We start from the raw sequence: 16,423 nt of genomic DNA, 5'->3' as shown, positions 1-16,423 counted from the left end.
AGGCAGCCTCTTATCTAGGCATTGATCCTAACTCGTCAGATTTCGCTGAGCTTGAGGATGCAGTTCAAGTTAGCAGGGGGCAGGTTGCTATCGAGGTCAAGGGATTGTCCCAAAGACATCAAGAGACCGCCTTAGCCTTTGCAAGGCAATTTGGTGAGATGCAGCCTCCTGAGCTGGACAAGCTGCTCGCGCTTTTACAAAAGATCAAGAAGCAGGAGAAATGATGGATGAGCGGCCCTTCATGTGAAGTGCCACCCCGAAGTCAGGACAACGTTTTTGGGGTGGCTATGGGAGTAAGGCAGCAACTGAATATTCAGTATGACGCCTTTCCCATTGCTCAAGTTCTCGAGTTCGTCATGCCCTTGGCTTTTCCAGGCTTCGGCCTGGAAGTGGGGGACTTTCATCAAATGGGCAATAACCATGGACTTACTATTCCAGCGGAAAACATTATCCGACTTCGTGAGGATGTCTACGATGGGATGGTTGATGGCAAAGGACGAGATCGTTTTACAGCAGCGCACGAACTCGGCCACTACCTGATGCACCGAGATATTCCGATTCAATTCCATAGGGCTGAAAACGGCCAGCTGAAACCATTCAGAGATAGTGAATGGCAAGCGAATAGATTCGCAGGAGGCCTGCTAATGCCAACGGATAGGATGGTGCAATGCAAGTCGCTTGCAGAGGTAGTAGAGAGATTTCAAGTCACTAGGGATGCAGCAAGCGTGCATAACAGCATTTTGGCCAAGAAGGGCCTAATGCGAGTTTTAAGTTGATCTGGAGCGGGAACTCCAGATCAACATTGCGAGTACATAAGGGGGAACTCGCACTGGCGGACGTCAATCTGCGAAGGGAAGGTTAGTCATTTCAGAGCAGAAAGCAAGAAAAAATCCTCTCCCTTGAGGAGGTGAAGATGGTCAATGCCAAAAAAACCGGCCCCTAAAGGCTTTCGGTGGGTGTGTTGCCGCTATCGCAGAGTGAAGAACTCGGATCGCATGCTCGACGCCTATGAGTATGGCCATGAAGCCTGGTGCTTCTTGGTCCGTACGTAGCCTGAGACAAACCGCCCAAAGACTAACTTTGGGTAGGTTCTAGAGCTTTGTTTATGTGCCCTAGGGCATTGATCGTTTCAAGGAGAAATTTCTATGAGCAACAAACGTGGCCGAGATTCGGGAAGTGGGCAGTTCATTCCTATCGAGGAAGCAAAACGCCGACCAAAAACTACGACAGTAGAGACCATTCCGAAACCTCAACCGAAGAAAAAGTAAATTCCCTACGCAGTTATTGGCCTGGCAGACGCCGGGCCTTTTTTGCGCACGCATTTCTGCAGAGATTTTTGAGCTATTTCAAAGCCCTATGTATTTGCCATGGGGAGGGGCGATCACAAAACGGGGAATGAACGGGGAAAACTCAGGAAGTAAAGGCATAGAAACGAAAAAGGCCCACCGTAAGGTGAGCCTAAGTCGTTGTTCTATATGGTGCCGGCACCAGGAGTCGAACCCGGGACCTACTGATTACAAGTCAGTTGCTCTACCAACTGAGCTATACCGGCGTGTTGGGCGACGATTATAGCGATTGGATTGGTTCTGTAAACCCCTGAATTCAGACTATTTTTGCGCAGGCGTCAGGTCAGGCGCGCAGCAGGGTTTTCTTGAGTTTCTGGATGGCTTGCCAGGTCCGGCTGTTTTGCATTGCGCGCAGCTGTGCTTCGGCCTGTTCGGCGCGTTGCAGGGCGGCGGTGAGTTGGTGTTCGGCGTCGCTGACGGGGTGGCTGAAGTTGTGGCCTTTGCAGAACTGGAAATTGTCCAGGTTGCAGGGCGGGATGTCGAAGGCGGGTTTGAGGTGCAGGTGTTCTTCGGCGAGGTAATAGGTATTGATGCCGTCGAACAGGATGGACTGGTAGCCGGCGCCGGTGACGAGGGTTTCCCAGGTCTGGTCGCGTTCCCACGGGGTTTCGATGAGGATGACCCACGGCCGCCACCGGGTGAAGTCCATGCCGCGCAGGACAGTTTCTTCGTGGCCTTCGACGTCGATTTTCAGGAAGTGGATCGGCCGGCCCTGCGCGTGCTCTTCGCAGATGGAGGTCAGGGTGCGGGATTTGACGGTCTGGCTGCGCACGTCCATGCCGGCGTCTTTGTGCATTTGCGCCATGGCCGGGTCGACGGTCGAGAGGCCGGTGCCGGCGATGCCGTAGAAGGTCAGGCTCTCAGCGCTTTCGCCGGCCACGCATTGCAGGTTGGTGTCTTTGGGACGTTGCTGGCACAGGGCTTCGTAGTAGTTGGGCATCGGTTCGACGTTGATGCCGGTCCAGCCATGGTCGTAGAACGCTTTGGTGACCGAGTCATGGGTGGGGTCGTTGGCCCCGACATCGATATAGAAGCCGTTCTCGACAGTCTTGAGGGCGCGCCACAGGCGGATGTCTTCGAAATTCTGTGCGTAAGAAATGAACGTCACTGTCGCATCCTGTCGGTCGAATTTTCTTGTGGGTGGTCGCGCTGTCGGCGTCCTTGCGTCTGTGTATAACAAGAGTCACGAAGCGGTGCAATTTCCCCGGTCTGGCGTCCTGACTTCGGCGCTTATGTCCTTTGCATTGAATGCTTATGCACATCGGGCCGCACGCCTTGCCCCCTTCATTACTGTTTTTGCGGACCCGTTCTCATTTGTTCGCAAATGCCTGTTTTTCTGGTTTTTTTCGCAGGTGTACGAAAAGTGAACAGACTAGTTTCAGCTCTGAAACAACCGTGTTTATTGGATCCACGATTATTTCATCAACAGAGTTATCCACAGGTCTGAATTGCTTTAAGGGCGTTCTGCCAGAAGCAGGAAATTACGCGGCGTGAGCGGAGTTTCGCAGAAGGTGCCCAGACGAACGGTATAGCCCTGCTCCCTGAGGAAAAGTGCCCGGTCGAGAACCAGCCATAGCTCCAACGGGCGTCGGAAAAGTCCGCGCAGCAGCTCCAGATTGCGTACATGCGCCAAGCGCTGCCAGCCAGCGGCTTCGAGTGCGGACCAATCTTGCGCGCCAACTGTGGATAACTCTTTCAGCGCGGCCAGATGATGGCAGTACTCGGCGAAGGGTTTGTCCAGCCAGGCGCTGGGCAGGGACGGAGTCGGCAGGTATTCATCAACGCCGCGCAGTTGCCGTTGCAGCAGGTCGAAACCCAGACGCCGGGCCATGGAGGTGTCACGCTGACGGCGCACGCGCGCGCCGGCAGTGACGGTTTCGCTCATCGGGAGGGCGAGATCGTCGAGGGACAGCTGTAGGTCGGAGCGTAAAGCCACAGAGGAAAGCGGCTGATAGGCCGCAAGACTGATCCGGTTATAACAGCACGGCGCGATGGCGAGTTGCTTGCAACCTGCCGCACTGGCGAGCTGGATCAGTCGCACATGCAAGTCACCGCATGCATGCAGCGCGACGGGTGTGTGTCCGTTGTGCAGTAGTGATGCAGCATCCGAGGCCAGTACATCCTGTTCGACGTGCAGTGCGTGCAAGTGATGACGCTGGCTGAGTGCCTGTCCGCTGGCCACCAGTGCCGGGTCGTATTCCAGACAGGTCAGTTGTTGCCCGGTTTGCAGCAAACGCCGGCCCAGGTGGCCCTTGCCCGAGCACCAGTCCAGCCAATGCCTCGGTGGCGCAGCAAACGACAGGCGACTGGCAAAYGCCTCGATCTGTTGCCACTTACGCCCCGGCACATCGACGTTCAGGCGATGCCCGGCCGCTTGCAGCGAATGCGCCGGCAATTCACCGACCGTACTCAGCTCAAGCGATAACGCCGCCAACGAAGCAAACGGCTCCGGCGCATCCAGCAAACAAGGTTGGTTATGAGCAAGTTCTGCGTCGTCCAGCGACCGCCCCCATAGCCAAAGTGCCAACTTCGGGTAGGACGTTTCCCAAGGCAGGTGCAGATGAGTAAACGGCCGTGGCTTCCACAGCGCTTGATGCTCGATCAGAAAAGCATCCAGCGCCGTGAAGCGGGCGAGCAGGGCCTCGCCCGTCAGCACGCAGGAGGAATCAACGCCCTTGGCAGGCATCGACGCGCAACCAGCGCTCCAGCAGCTTGAAGCCGCGAACCAGCACGTAAGCCATCAACAGATAGAACATGCCCGCGGCGAAGAAGATCTCCACCGGCAGGTAGGTTCGGGCAATGATGGTGCGGGCCATGCCGGTCAGTTCCAGCAGGGTCACGGTACTGGCCAGGGCGCTGGCCTTGAGCATAAGGATCACTTCGTTGCTGTAGGCCGGGAGGCCGATGCGCGCGGCTCGCGGCAGGATGATATAGAACAGCGCTTTGGCGCGAGACATACCCAACGCGCGCGCCGCTTCGATTTCACCCGGCGGAATCGCCTGGATCGCGCCGCGCAGGATCTCGGCGATGTAGGCAGCGGTGTGCAGGGTCATGGTCGCGGTGGCGCACCAGAACGGATCGCGCAAGTACGGCCACATGGAGCTATTACGGATGACATCGAACTGCGCCAGGCCGTAATAAACCAGGAACAGCTGAACCAGCAACGGCGTGCCGCGGAAAAAGAAGATATAGCCGTAGGGAAATGCCCGTACGTACCAGAGTCGTGACGAACGCGCGATGCCCAGCGGAATCGCCAGCAGCAAACCGGCGATCACGGCGATGGCCACCAGTTCCAGGGTCAGCGTTGCGCCTTGGGCCAGTTTCGGCAGCCACTTGATGATGACTTCCCAGTTCATTGGGTGCTCCTCGCGAAGCCGCGAGCGGCACGTCGTTCCATTAAGTGCATGCCGCTCATGGCGAGCACGGTCAAGCCCAGGTACATGAACGCGGCCACCATATAGAAGGTGAACGGTTGCTTGGACACGGTCACGCCGATTTGCGCGTGGCGCATGATTTCTTCCAGGCCGATGACCGATACCAGCGCGGTGTCTTTCATCAGGATCATGAACAGGTTGCCAAGGCCCGGCAGGGCGATGCGCCACATTTGCGGCATGATCAGTTTGGTGAAGATGCGAAACTTCGACAGACCCAATGCCACGCCGGCTTCACGGTGACCTTTGGGAATCGCCAGAATCGCGCCCCGAAACACTTCGGTGGCGTAGGCGCCAAAGCACAGCCCCAGGGCAATCACACCGGCTGCGAAGGCATTGAGTTCGAGGTCGGGGTTACCGAAAAACTCGCCCATGGCACGCATCAGGTTGACCGTGCCGAAATAGATCAACAGCACCCAGAGTAATTCCGGAATACCGCGAACCAGTGTCGAATAAGTGCCGCCAAGCCATTGCAGAGGCTTGTATGGCGAAGTCTTGGCCAAGGCGCCGAGCAGACCGAACACCAGTCCCAGGCACAGGGCCGAGAGTGCCAGTTTCACAGTCATCAGCGCGCCGGCGGCGAGCGCCGGKCCGAATCCGTAGAGATCGATAGTCATGGATTTCTTTTCAAATCGCGGCAGGCAATGCCGAGAACCGGCACCGCTATAAAGCGGCGCCGGTCAGGCAGGTCAGAATCAATAGATGCTGAACGGGAAGTACTTGTCGTTGATTTTCTTGTAGGTGCCGTCAGCGACGATCTCTTTCAGTGCGACGTTCAGCTTCTCGCGGATCGGGTCGTTTTTACGGACAGCGATACCGATTTTGTCGCTTTCTTCTACCGGATCGCCTTTGAATTCGTAAGACCTGCCGGCGTCGCTTTTCAGCCACTCGTAGTTGACGTATTTGTCGGCGAGGATGCCGTCCAGACGACCAGAGGTCAGGTCCAGGTAAGCGTTTTCCTGAGTGTCGTAGAGTTTGACTTCGACGCCTTCCATGTTGTCTTCCAGCCAGGTACCGGCGAGGGTCGCACGTTGTGCGCCGATCACTTTGCCTTGCAGGGAAGCCTTGTCGGTTTTGAAATCGACACTTTTCGGAGCGATGAACTGCAGCTTGTTCGAGTAGTAAGGCTCGGTGAAGTCGACCGCTTGCTTGCGCTCGTCGGTGATCGACATCGAGGAGATCAGGAAGTCGAACTTCTTCGCGTTCAGGGCCGGGATGATGCCGTCCCAGTCGGAGGTGACCACGGTGCACTCGACTTTCATCTTGGCGCACAGGGCGTCGCCGATTTCCTTGTCGAAGCCGACCACGTTGCCGCTGGCATCTTTGTTGTTGAACGGCGGGTAGGCCGCTTCGATGCCCATCTTCAGGGTTTCGGCCATGGCACCGGCGCTGAAAGCCAGGGTGACGGCGGCAGCCAGGAAGACCTTTTTGTAGTTCTGCATGTGGGGAGCTCCGTTAGCGGTTGCTGGACATGAATTGTTTGCAGCGCGCCGAAAGCGGGTTTTCAAACACCTGCTGTGGCGATCCTTGCTCTTCTACCAGGCCCTGGTGGAGGAACACCACTTCGCTGGAGACCTGACGGGCGAAGCCCATTTCGTGGGTCACGAGCAGCATGGTGCGGCCTTCTTCGGCCAGTGCACGGATGACATTAAGTACTTCCTGGACCATTTCCGGGTCAAGGGCTGAGGTGGGCTCGTCGAACAGGATCACCTTGGGCTGCATCGCCAGGGTTCGGGCGATGGCGGCGCGCTGCTGCTGGCCGCCGGACAGTTGCGCCGGGTAGGCATGGCGCTTGTCGGCGATGCCGACCTTGGCCAGCAGGGCTTCGGCCACTTCGATGGCTTCGGCCTTGCTCTGGCCGAGCACGCGGCGCGGAGCTTCGATGATGTTGTCGAGCACGCTCATGTGCGGCCAGAGATTAAAGTTTTGAAACACAAAACCAATCTCGCTGCGCAGGCGGTTGATCTGCTTGCCGTCGGCAGCGACCAGTTCGCCGTTCTTCGCCGCTTTGAGTTTGAGTTCTTCGCCGGCTACGAGAATCTGGCCCTGGTGCGGGTTTTCCAAGAGGTTGATGCAACGCAGGAACGTGGACTTGCCGGAACCGGAAGAACCCAGGATCGAGATCACGTCGCCGTCGCGGGCGGTCAACGAGATGCCTTTGAGCACCTCAAGCTGTCCGTAGCGTTTGTGCAAATTGCGGATTTCAAGCGCGGGCGTGGCCTCAGCCATGTGCGTTCCTCATAGTGTTTCGCTCCTGCTGTTGGCGGCCTTCCTGGCGAGGCGGCCACGCTAGCATAGCGTTTGAATGGCAGCCAACAGCGCTACGGGCGGTAAACGGAAGTGATGTGGCAGGTTGTCGCATCGGTACAGCAGACTGTCGCGCTGCTATCAACCGAACAGCCGTTTGATCCTGCTTTTAAATACAAAGCAGCCGCGGGTTGCGTAAAAAAGGGCGCGATGTTGCCAGCTTTGGCGGGGTGTTGGAAGCGCTATGCGGCCAAACGTTCCTGATCCGCACTTTTATTGTGCGTCGAGCGTTTACCGGATGTGTTTCTGGTGCGCGCGCTCGTTGGAAAAGTGAGTCGCAGGGTAACGTTCTGGCAAAGTGCTATTACTTTCAATGACTTGCGATGACTGTCCGGTCAGGTCGAGATCGCCGTGATAGACGGTTTTGAAACATTTTGGCGCAATTATTGCGTACAGAATCCAGAACGCCCCGTTGGTTTCTTTTTACGAGAAAGAAAACCAGGCGGGATGCATGCATTCGCTTTTCCTTACAAAGGTAGTTTCAATGAGCAGTACCCCAAACTCCAATGGCCTCGAACAGGGGCTTAAACCGCGTCATGTGACCATGCTGTCGATTGCCGGGGTTATCGGCGCCGGCTTGTTCGTAGGCTCGGGTCACGCCATCGCCGCCGCCGGCCCGGCCGTGCTGTTGGCTTACGCTGCCGCCGGTATGCTGGTGGTGTTGGTGATGCGCATGCTCGGTGAAATGGCCGTTGCTTCGCCAGACACCGGCTCCTTCTCGACGTACGCCGATCGCGCGATCGGTCACTGGGCCGGTTTCACCATCGGCTGGCTGTACTGGTGGTTCTGGGTGCTGGTCATCCCGTTGGAAGCCAACGCCGCCGCCACCATCCTGCACGCCTGGTTCCCGAACGTGGCGATCTGGGCGTTCACGCTGATCATCACCCTGCTGTTGACGGTGACCAACCTGTTCAGCGTCAAAAACTACGGTGAGTTCGAATTCTGGTTCGCCTTGATCAAGGTTGTAGCGATCATCGGTTTCATCGTCCTTGGCGTTCTGGCGATCTTCGGCTTCCTGCCAAGCAGCCAGGTCAGCGGCGTTTCGCACCTGTTCGACACCCAGGGCTTCCTGCCAAACGGCATGGGCGCGGTATTGGGCGCGATCCTGACCACCATGTTTTCCTTCATGGGCACCGAGATCGTGACCATCGCGGCCGCGGAATCGAAAAACCCTGGCCAGCAAATCTCCAAGGCGACCAACTCGGTTATCTGGCGGATCGGCTTGTTCTACCTCGTGTCGATCTTCATCGTCGTGGCCCTGGTGCCATGGAACGACCCGATTCTGGCCAGCGTCGGTTCTTACCAGACTGTGCTTGAGCGCATGGGCATCCCGAATGCCAAGCTGATCGTCGACATCGTGGTACTGGTTGCTGTGACCAGCTGCCTCAACTCGGCGCTTTACACCGCCTCGCGCATGATGTTCTCCCTGGGCAAGCGCGGTGACGCACCGGCCGTTTCCCAGCGCACCAATAAGAGCGGCACGCCGTATTGGGCTGTGATGTTGTCGACCGGTGCTGCGTTCCTCGCCGTGTTCGCCAACTACGTCGCCCCGGCTGCGGTGTTCGAGTTCCTGCTGGCCAGCTCCGGCGCCATCGCGTTGCTGGTGTACCTGGTGATCGCCATTTCCCAGCTGCGTATGCGCAAACAGCGTATGGCACGCGGTGAAAAAATTGCCTTCAGCATGTGGCTGTTCCCGGGCTTGACCTACGCGGTGATCATTTTCATCGTGGCGGCCCTGACCATCATGTTGTTCCAGGAAGCGCATCGCGTAGAGATTCTCGCGACCGGCCTGCTGGCGCTGTTGGTAGTCGCGGCAGGCGTGCTGGTAGCTCGTCGTCGTCACAATGAGAAGCTGAGCGCAGCCTTGGCGCGCTGAGATATCTGACTCAAGCCAATTGTTGTTGAGGCACCGAAACGACCGCCATCAGAAATGATCGCGGTCGTTTTTTTGCCTTTCATTCAGGTGCTTTATTGGGTGGTAAGCGGATAGACACGATGATGGCGAGATAGTAGCCTTTGCACCGAATGTGTATCTCGCTGTTACGGGATACGATGGAGTTTCAGGACACGGATTGTTCGACGCCCTCAGCCTTTGCGGCTAAAAGCCCCCCGACCCTTTCTTGCCTGCTCCTTCATCTGCGGTGTGTTCACAGATGCATTTGCGTGTGCCTGCCGTTCAAGCGGCAGATCAGAGTCAGCGCTGCATGGAGCTAGCCCGGCCACTCAGCCAACCCATTGGGGCATCAAGGAGACAGGCATGGCGTTTACATCGGTTGTGTTCAAAAACCCGAATACCGGTGCCATGAAAGAAGCGCCAATCGGCTTCTCGTGGACTGTGTTTTTCTTTGGCTTTTTCCCGGCTTTATTCCGTGGTGATTTCAAGTGGGCAGCGATCATGTTTGTCGTGGCCTGCTTCACTTTTAGCCTCAGCAACCTCGTGTTCATGTTCATCTACAACAAGCTGTACGTTAAGGATCTGATCGGTGCCGGCTTCAAGGCTCAATCCATTGCCAGCGGTGATCTTAGCTACGCCAGTGCCAAGATCGGCATGGAAATCCCGCGTCTGAATCCTGTGGCTGCCTGAGGCTTGTAGCTTCTGCAGTTAAAAAAACGGCCGCTGTCAGTGATGACGAGCGGCCGTTTTTGTTTGAGTCGTAATCCTTACTCGGCTTTTTCTTCCAGCGACTCACGGTAGACATCCAATGCAGCGCCGAAATCGGCGATGAACTGTGGCTCGCTCAGCCACGCCTGGGCGGCGTCGCGGTCCATGCCGTCGGCCCACATGCGGTAGTCGATCAGCATGTCGGCGGCCAGGTGGGTGGCAGCCATGCCTTCGTCGTCGGCGTTTTCCATGTCCAGCAGTTCTGGGTGGTCGATGATGATAAAGGCGAGGTTCGTCAGCAACACCGAGAGCATTTCACTGCGGCTGACGGCTTCCGCATCGCGCATTTTGCTGAACATCGCCAGGGTGTATTCCGGGATCGGCTCATCGAGATGGCCAAGGTCATCGTCCAGCGCGGCGGGTTTGCGGCCGTGGATGTTGATCTGCTTGGCTTTGGCCTTTGCGCGCTTGGCGCGTTTTTGTTGCTTGTTCAGGGATGCCATGGGAACTCAGTTGGTTTTCTGTTGGGTTTGGGCGGCGATGATATCGGACGCTGCGACATAGTCGGCCTGGAAGGCCGGTGATTCGATCCACGCCAGGGCGCCAGCCTCGTCGACTTCGGTCGACCATTGGCGGTACTCGATCAGCGCGGCGAGGATGAAGTCCATCGCGCCTTCTTCGCCTTCTTGCTCGTACACCAGCTCCAGCAGCGGGTCTTCCAGGAAGGCTACGCACATCGCTTGCTGGCTGATTTTTTCGGCGTCGATCATTTTCTTGAACAGTTCGGTCAGGTCCACCGATTCGAAGTCGATGCGATCATCGTTCGGGTCCAGCTCGACCGGTGCGGCTGCCCGCTGCGTGCGGTTTTGCTTGGCCTTGGCTTTAGCGCGAGTGGCGCGTTTGTGCTGCTTGTTGGCGGAGGCCATGGGTGTCGTTCCGTAATTCGTTGAGGGGCTCAGTTGCGCGGGACTTGCCGCCCGGGGGTATCGGGGGCCAGTTCGCCGGTCTGCAACCAGGACAATGCAATGGGCCATAGTGTGGCTTGGTATGCGCTGCGAAAAAAGGCGAAATGTCCGACTTCTTTTTCGCCGATGTCTTCGGGGGCGATTCTCAGGTGGGTGTTTGTACTGCCGGTGAAGTAACCGAGCAGGCGTTCAATGGCCGCAACGGTGCCGTAAGGATCGTCGCTGATACTGATGGCCAGGGTTTTTGCGCTGACGTTAGCGAACGGGAGCCCACCGTCCCTGGCGTGGATGACGCGACCGCTGGGGCGTTTTTCGTAGCGGGCGGTGGGCGTGCTCCAGTCATGCACGACGCCGGCAGGCGTGTCTTCCAGCCAGCCAAGGCGTTTTCCGGGAAAGTAGCCATAAAGCATCGTCACCAGCGGCATCACTACATGCCATTTGCCAAACATTCGCCAGCGGTGGGCCGGCGCGTAATCGCGCCAGTAAGCAAATTGAGCGCCTACCGTCACCAAGCGCCGAATGACACGCCCAGAGGCTCCCAGGCCCGCTGCACAGCCTCCAAAGCTATGACCGACGACATCGCAGGGCTGGCCGGGGAATTCTCGCTGAGCGCGCCTGAGCATCGCCTCAAAGTCCAGTGCGCCCCAATCGGACCATGAAGCGTCGAGATCTCTCATTGAGGTGGGGCGGGACTCACCGATGCCTCGGTAGTCGAAGGTGATCACGTCGAAACCGTTGGCGAACAGGTAATCGGCGAAACGCGAGTAGTGGCGGCAGCGTACCGAGGTGGCGGCGTTGATGATAACGACCGGGCGGGTTGCATCCTGCGGGGCGTGCCGCCACGTGAAGCCGCCGAGCATGAAGCCATCTGCGGCGGGCTCCTTGAACGATTCGCCGCAAGCCAGGGTGGGCTGCGACAGCTCAATCTCAGCCGGCGCCAATGGCGGTATGTCCTGCACATTCATAGGTTTCGGGCCTTTGCGCGGAGTCGCTAACGATAGTCTTCACGTTGCTTGGGAGCAATCCACCGGCACTATCGTGATTTCTGATAAAGCAGTCGTTCTTCTAGCGCTGCCTGCTCCCGATCCAGCTCCGCACGAAGCTCCTCTTCGCTCGGCAGCACCAGTTTGTATTTGCTGGCGAACAGTTGCTCATTACCCTCCAGGATTGAAAAACGCACCACTGATTCATCTTTTTGGGCGCAGAGAATGATACCGACAGTGGGGCCGTCCTCCGGTCCTCGTCTGAGCTCGTCGTACATGCGCACATACATGTCCATTTGGCCGACGTCCTGGCAGGTCAATTCGCCGCGCTTTAGGTCGAAGATGACGAAGCACTTGAGCAGATAGTTGTAGAACACCAGATCGATGTAAAAGTCTTTGCTGTCGGTACTGATGCGTTGCTGTCGGGCGATAAAGGCAAATCCTTTGCCCAGTTCGAGCAAAAAGCCCTGAAGTTGGTTGATCAGTGCTTGTTCGAGTTCGGTTTCCAGCACCTGACCTGCGTTGGGCAGGCCAAGAAACTCCAGTACGACGGGGTCACGAATGAAATCCCTGGGGCTGGCGCGCATTTTCTGGATATTGGTATCTGCTTCATCCTTGACGGCATCGCGGTCCCGACTCGCCAGCAGGCGCTCGTAGTAAAGCGTGTTGATCTGGCGCTCCAGCGCACGGCTGGACCAGTTTTGAATGGCTGATTCGTTCATGTACCAGTGGCGAGCGTGGTCATTGTCGACTCGTAACAGGCGGCGGTAATGGGTCCAGCTCAATTCGTGACGCAGTGCGTCACACATTGGGAATGCTTGATAGAACAGGCGCATATAACGAAGGTTGGAGGCATCAAAGCCTTTCCCAAACTCGGCTGTCAGAACCTTCGCCAGCGTTGACAGCAACTGCTTGCCATAACCTGCCCTTCTGGCCCCCTCCTGCTCAAACTCCACAATATGCCGCCCGATCTGCCAGCAGGTTTGTACTTGAGCGGTATCGACCGCGCGCAGCACCTTTTGACGTGCCTGACGGATCAGCTCCCCAAGATTGCCCACCAGTGAGGCGAGTTGTGGATCATGCAGGTGATCGGATTTGACGAGGCTCATGGAGTCTTCCGCGGCTGAAGGAACAGGCGAAAGAGGATGACAAGGGAGCGTCATTCGGCGATGCAGGATGGCGCTGGTGATTCGCAAGGAAATGCCGGATCCGTTTTGCAGGAGCAAGCCGACGTCAGAGCACGTTTGTGGAATACAACCTGTAGTCCATTTCGCCGTGAGCCAAAGTACCAATCAATCTAAAACCCTGGCCTTCGGCGAGGCGTCTAAAAAGGGGTAACGATAGGGTTCTACAGAGCCCGGGAGTCGTCATCATGAAAAACTTCCATTCATTCATGTTGCCCCTCATCGCTGTCGGTGTGCTGGTTTTTCCAGGGATCGCGCCGGCGGCCAGTCTTGATCCTGTTGATAACGCAGGCGTACAGGTCCAGCGTGAAGCGCAGAACGGCATCACTTACCTGAACGGTGGTATCGGTGAGGATGAATCAAAGGCCATCCAGCAGACGTCGGGTTACAACCTGCACATGACGTTTTCTGTCGGGTCCGGGAATGAATACATACCCGATGTAGAGGTGGTGATTCAGAAAGCAGCGGGGCAAACAGTGTTGACGTTGAGTCAGGCTGGCCCGCTGGTTTATGTCCAGCTGCCTCCTGGCAAATACACCGTTGTTGCGACTCGCAATGGAGAAACGCGGCGGGATACGACAGACATTGGTAGCGGCGCAGCGCGCAACCTGGTTTTTCACTGGAACAGCTGATCGGTTTCTTTAACGACCGGCGTTATACCTTGAGCAAACAGGCGGCAGTCGTCTTGAGACTGCTCGCCTGTCGGTCGCATCAGGCCTGCGTCGTTTGACCGCGCAGGATCTGTTGCTTGCGTTGCTCTTCTGGCAGGTCATTGATGCAGTAGTTGATGTAGAAAACGTTCAGGAAGAAGGTGTAGAACGCGTTCATACGCAGATCGATTTTGTGCTCGCTGAGGGCGTATTCCGACAAGGCATTCTTGGCTTTGAACGCCCAGACGATATACAGGGCGTTTGTCGCAATAATCAGAATGCCCGACAACGCTTCGAACAGTACCTCGCCTGAATTGGACAACGCGTGGCTCCAGCCAAGGCAGACGGCCAGCCAGATAATGTAGGTGTTATCGACCAGTTTGATCTTGGTGGTTTCGCTGATTTTCTGATTGGTTCTGACCAGCCACAGCAACAGGTACAGCCCGAAGGTTGCGACCGACAGCAAAACCATATTCAAGGTTTTGGTGTTGATCTTGTCTTTGAGTTCATTGATGTCAGACATAACGGTTCCATGTTCAGGATCGAGGGGAGGGCGTGCTTGAAAGGGGGGGCAAATCGTCCTGCAGGGGAGAAGGTGTTCTGCGGGGAGGGGGTGAAAAGCACGCACTCCTTGCGCTGTCTCTAGCCTGTGGCGATTGATCCGAATGCGGGGGGCGTCGGGATCGATGCTGACCATCTTCCATGTACGCGAAAAATGATAGCACGGAGCTATCACTGGACTGGATCAAAAAAAGGAAATGTTTCAGGCGTCTGTGCTGTGGTTTTCTGCCGTTATCAAATCGCAGGCATAAAAAAACCCTGAATCTTGCGATTCAGGGTTTTCGGTATTTGGTGCCCAGAGACGGAATCGAACCGCCGACACGGGGATTTTCAATCCCCTGCTCTACCGACTGAGCTATCTGGGCAACGGGGCGCATTAAACTGGTTTTTCAGGGGGTCGTCAAGAAAGTTTTCAAAAAAAATTTAATTATTACCGTCGCTTACGATCCGACCCCCGATTTGGCGGGGTTATTCTGCCGGCGGCACGTAGCCTTCGGCCTTGGCGTATTCCTCGCCGGAGAAGTACTTGTCCATCTCGCCCTGAAGATATTTGCGATCTTCGGCGTTCATCATGTTCAGGCGTTTTTCGTTGATCAGCAGCGTCTGATGCTTTTGCCAGTCGGCCCAGGCCTTGGCAGAGACGTGATCAAAAATGTCCTGGCCCTTGGTGCCCGGGAACGGAGCGCGCTCCAGGCCAGGCAATTCTTCTTTGTACTTGCGGCACATGATGGTGCGGGTCATGACGATTCTCCTGCGTTCAATACGGCGGCCGCGCGTTCGAGCAAGGTTTTGACCGGGGCGGCAAGGCCCAGGCGCGGCGGGGTGGCGAGGTTATACCAGAGCCAGTCGGCCTCGGCCACGTGATGGCCGGCTTCCTGGACCCGGACCAGCCAGGGTTCGATGGACAATTGGAAGTGACTGAAGGTGTGTACCAGGCTCGGCAGCGCCTTTGGGCTGCCCAGCTCCAGTGAGTGTTGCGAAGCCAGATGTTGCAGGTCGTCGAGGTCGTCGAGCTCCGGCAAACTCCAGAGACCGCCCCACAAGCCCGTGGAAGGGCGACGGTAGAGCAGAATCGCGCCGTCACCGTTGGCGAGCATCGGCATCAGCGTGCGCTTCTGTGGCACGCTTTTACGCGGTTTTGGAATGGGGTAGCGGGTTTCCAGCCCAAGCATGTGCGCCTCGCAGCCCTTTTCCAGCGGGCACAGCAGGCAACTTGGCTTGCTGCGCGTACACAGCGTGGCACCCAGGTCCATCATGGCCTGGGTGTAGGCGTTGACACGATCATGCGGCGTAAAGCGCTCAGCGTTGGCCCAGAGCTGTTTGGCGACCTTCGGCTCCCCCGGGTAACCCTCTTGCGCGGTAAAGCGCGCCAGGACGCGTTTGACGTTGCCATCGAGGATCGGCGCCCGCAGGCCCATGCTCAGGCTGGCGATGGCACCCGCCGTCGACAGGCCAATGCCTGGCAGGTCAACCAGCTTTTCGACATCACGAGGAAACTCGCCGCCATATTCAGCCACGACAATTTTTGCGGTCTTCTGCAGATTGCGGGCGCGGGTGTAGTAACCCAGGCCAGTCCACAGGTGCAGCACTTCGTCTTCCGGCGCGGCGGCCAGGGCTTCGACCGTCGGCAACGAAGCCATGAAGCGGTCGAAGTAATTCAACACGGTGCTGACCTGGGTTTGCTGCAACATGATTTCCGAGACCCACACGCGATACGGCGTAATGCCCTGCTGCCAAGGCAAATCGTGGCGGCCGTGGCGGTCGTACCAATCCAGCACCGCCGATGAAAACTGCTCGGATCTCATCGCTTGAACAGCCCCTTCAATGCGTTTTTCAATTCAGGGCTGACCTTGTCGCCCAGCTTCTCGTCGATTTTTTCGCTGATCTTGTCGCCGGCCATTTTGCTCGCGACCTGGCCCATGCGTTCGTTATCGAGACGGCAAGCCTTGGCACCGAGTTCCAGCGGCCCACGGCAGCGCAGCGGCCACTCGACACCGACAAATTTGTCGCCGACCTGGCAAGCCGGGTCCGGCATGGCGCTTGTATCGCCTTCGACGATGATGCCCACGCGGTAATCCATGCCCAGCACGCGCAGATCAACGTCGCCGTCGCCATTCACGGTCATGCCCGGGATACGCACTTTCAGGTCCGGATTGCTGGCGACGCCGTTACGGAACGTCAGGTTGCCCTTGAGCTCCTGGAAGGGCGTGTCCTTGCCCCGTGGCTCGCCGCTGAGGGTTTTGCGGTTCAGGGTGGCGATGCCCTTGCACAGCTGTTGTTCGAGATTGGCATTGAGCAGCACGCCGTTGTTGATGACGAAGCTGGCGTTGCCGTTGAGGCTGTCGATCAGCGCCTTCTGGCTGTTGCCGCTACCGGTCAGCGCACTGTTGAGCG

The 16,423-nt window shown here is 57.3% G+C and carries 20 protein-coding genes and 2 tRNA genes; 6 read left to right on the top strand and 16 right to left on the bottom strand.

Going from position 1 to position 16,423, the window contains the following annotated elements:
* The 3 genes from AC1D2P_RS26975 to AC1D2P_RS26965 form a co-directional block, all read left to right on the top strand.
* A partial coding sequence (locus AC1D2P_RS26975) for a hypothetical protein (protein WP_477811682.1) occupies positions 1–224 on the top strand: 224 nt, incomplete at its 5' end.
* Positions 225–227: 3 nt separating this feature from the next.
* Positions 228–776: an ImmA/IrrE family metallo-endopeptidase gene (locus AC1D2P_RS26970; RefSeq protein WP_477757261.1), complete on the top strand. Its 549-nt coding sequence runs from the start codon at positions 228–230 to the stop codon at positions 774–776.
* Positions 777–1,145: 369 nt separating this feature from the next.
* Positions 1,146–1,268 (top strand): hypothetical protein, encoded by a 123-nt coding sequence (locus AC1D2P_RS26965; RefSeq protein ID WP_477757262.1) that lies wholly within the window; start codon positions 1,146–1,148, stop codon positions 1,266–1,268.
* A gap of 208 nt (positions 1,269–1,476) precedes the next feature.
* On the opposite strand, the gene AC1D2P_RS26960 is transcribed toward AC1D2P_RS26965, so the two are convergent.
* From AC1D2P_RS26960 to AC1D2P_RS26930, 7 genes are all read right to left on the bottom strand, one after another.
* A tRNA-Thr gene (locus AC1D2P_RS26960) sits at positions 1,477–1,552 on the bottom strand.
* Between the two features lie 77 nt (positions 1,553–1,629).
* On the bottom strand, positions 1,630–2,454 hold the full coding sequence (locus AC1D2P_RS26955; RefSeq protein ID WP_109785325.1) for an FkbM family methyltransferase: 825 nt from the start codon (positions 2,452–2,454) through the stop codon (positions 1,630–1,632).
* Between the two features lie 345 nt (positions 2,455–2,799).
* Complete coding sequence (locus tag AC1D2P_RS26950; RefSeq protein WP_109785326.1) at positions 2,800–4,032, bottom strand: methyltransferase; 1,233 nt, start codon at positions 4,030–4,032, stop codon at positions 2,800–2,802.
* Positions 4,013–4,702, bottom strand: coding sequence for an ABC transporter permease (locus AC1D2P_RS26945; RefSeq protein ID WP_046031258.1), 690 nt, complete (start codon positions 4,700–4,702; stop codon positions 4,013–4,015). The genes AC1D2P_RS26950 and AC1D2P_RS26945 overlap by 20 nt, the downstream gene beginning before the upstream one ends.
* Positions 4,699–5,394, bottom strand: a complete 696-nt coding sequence (locus tag AC1D2P_RS26940; protein WP_109785327.1) for an ABC transporter permease — start codon at positions 5,392–5,394, stop codon at positions 4,699–4,701. Before AC1D2P_RS26940 ends, AC1D2P_RS26945 begins: the two co-directional genes overlap by 4 nt.
* A 78-nt stretch (positions 5,395–5,472) precedes the next feature.
* Positions 5,473–6,219 carry an ABC transporter substrate-binding protein gene (locus AC1D2P_RS26935; protein ID WP_109785328.1) on the bottom strand — a complete coding sequence of 249 codons (747 nt, stop codon included), beginning with the start codon at positions 6,217–6,219 and terminating at the stop codon, positions 5,473–5,475.
* Positions 6,220–6,232: 13 nt separating this feature from the next.
* Entirely contained in the window at positions 6,233–7,006 is a 774-nt protein-coding gene (locus AC1D2P_RS26930; protein ID WP_007897462.1) for an ABC transporter ATP-binding protein, read from the bottom strand.
* A gap of 562 nt (positions 7,007–7,568) precedes the next feature.
* Here AC1D2P_RS26930 and gabP point away from each other — a divergent pair.
* Complete coding sequence (gene gabP / locus AC1D2P_RS26925) at positions 7,569–8,960, top strand: GABA permease (protein ID WP_046031255.1); 1,392 nt, start codon at positions 7,569–7,571, stop codon at positions 8,958–8,960.
* Between the two features lie 381 nt (positions 8,961–9,341).
* The gene (locus AC1D2P_RS26920) at positions 9,342–9,668 is read left to right on the top strand and encodes a hypothetical protein (protein WP_046031254.1); all 327 of its coding nucleotides are present in this window, start codon (positions 9,342–9,344) and stop codon (positions 9,666–9,668) included.
* A gap of 77 nt (positions 9,669–9,745) precedes the next feature.
* On the opposite strand, the gene AC1D2P_RS26915 is transcribed toward AC1D2P_RS26920, so the two are convergent.
* The 4 genes from AC1D2P_RS26915 to AC1D2P_RS26900 all read right to left on the bottom strand — a co-directional run bounded on the left by AC1D2P_RS26915 (position 9,746) and on the right by AC1D2P_RS26900 (position 12,743).
* Positions 9,746–10,189 carry a hypothetical protein gene (locus AC1D2P_RS26915; RefSeq protein WP_046031253.1) on the bottom strand — a complete coding sequence of 148 codons (444 nt, stop codon included), beginning with the start codon at positions 10,187–10,189 and terminating at the stop codon, positions 9,746–9,748.
* A 6-nt stretch (positions 10,190–10,195) separates the two neighbouring features.
* On the bottom strand, positions 10,196–10,612 hold the full coding sequence (locus AC1D2P_RS26910) for a hypothetical protein (protein WP_046031252.1): 417 nt from the start codon (positions 10,610–10,612) through the stop codon (positions 10,196–10,198).
* 29 nt (positions 10,613–10,641) lie between these two features.
* Complete coding sequence (locus AC1D2P_RS26905; RefSeq protein ID WP_477757263.1) at positions 10,642–11,616, bottom strand: alpha/beta hydrolase family protein; 975 nt, start codon at positions 11,614–11,616, stop codon at positions 10,642–10,644.
* Between the two features lie 68 nt (positions 11,617–11,684).
* Positions 11,685–12,743: a PDDEXK nuclease domain-containing protein gene (locus AC1D2P_RS26900; protein WP_477757264.1), complete on the bottom strand. Its 1,059-nt coding sequence runs from the start codon at positions 12,741–12,743 to the stop codon at positions 11,685–11,687.
* A 263-nt stretch (positions 12,744–13,006) separates the two neighbouring features.
* On the opposite strand from AC1D2P_RS26900, the gene AC1D2P_RS26895 reads away from it, so the two are divergent.
* A complete protein-coding gene (locus AC1D2P_RS26895; protein ID WP_046031249.1) occupies positions 13,007–13,450 on the top strand; it encodes a hypothetical protein in 444 nt (147 codons plus the stop codon).
* A gap of 79 nt (positions 13,451–13,529) precedes the next feature.
* Here the strand turns inward: AC1D2P_RS26895 and AC1D2P_RS26890 are convergent, their stop codons facing one another.
* The 5 genes from AC1D2P_RS26890 to AC1D2P_RS26870 all read right to left on the bottom strand — a co-directional run.
* Entirely contained in the window at positions 13,530–13,991 is a 462-nt protein-coding gene (locus tag AC1D2P_RS26890) for a DUF4234 domain-containing protein (RefSeq protein WP_046031248.1), read from the bottom strand.
* 327 nt (positions 13,992–14,318) lie between these two features.
* A tRNA-Phe gene (locus AC1D2P_RS26885) sits at positions 14,319–14,394 on the bottom strand.
* A 103-nt stretch (positions 14,395–14,497) separates the two neighbouring features.
* Entirely contained in the window at positions 14,498–14,770 is a 273-nt protein-coding gene (locus AC1D2P_RS26880; protein WP_046031247.1) for an oxidative damage protection protein, read from the bottom strand.
* On the bottom strand, positions 14,767–15,834 hold the full coding sequence (gene mutY / locus AC1D2P_RS26875) for an A/G-specific adenine glycosylase (RefSeq protein ID WP_109785339.1): 1,068 nt from the start codon (positions 15,832–15,834) through the stop codon (positions 14,767–14,769). Before mutY ends, AC1D2P_RS26880 begins: the two co-directional genes overlap by 4 nt.
* The coding region (locus AC1D2P_RS26870; protein ID WP_477811681.1) for an AsmA family protein at positions 15,831–16,423 on the bottom strand (593 nt) is incomplete at its 5' end. The genes AC1D2P_RS26870 and mutY, both read right to left, overlap by 4 nt.

This window comes from Pseudomonas sp. P1_F1_2 (assembly GCF_056405815.1).
This window is presented reverse-complemented; position numbering and strand designations above follow the sequence as displayed.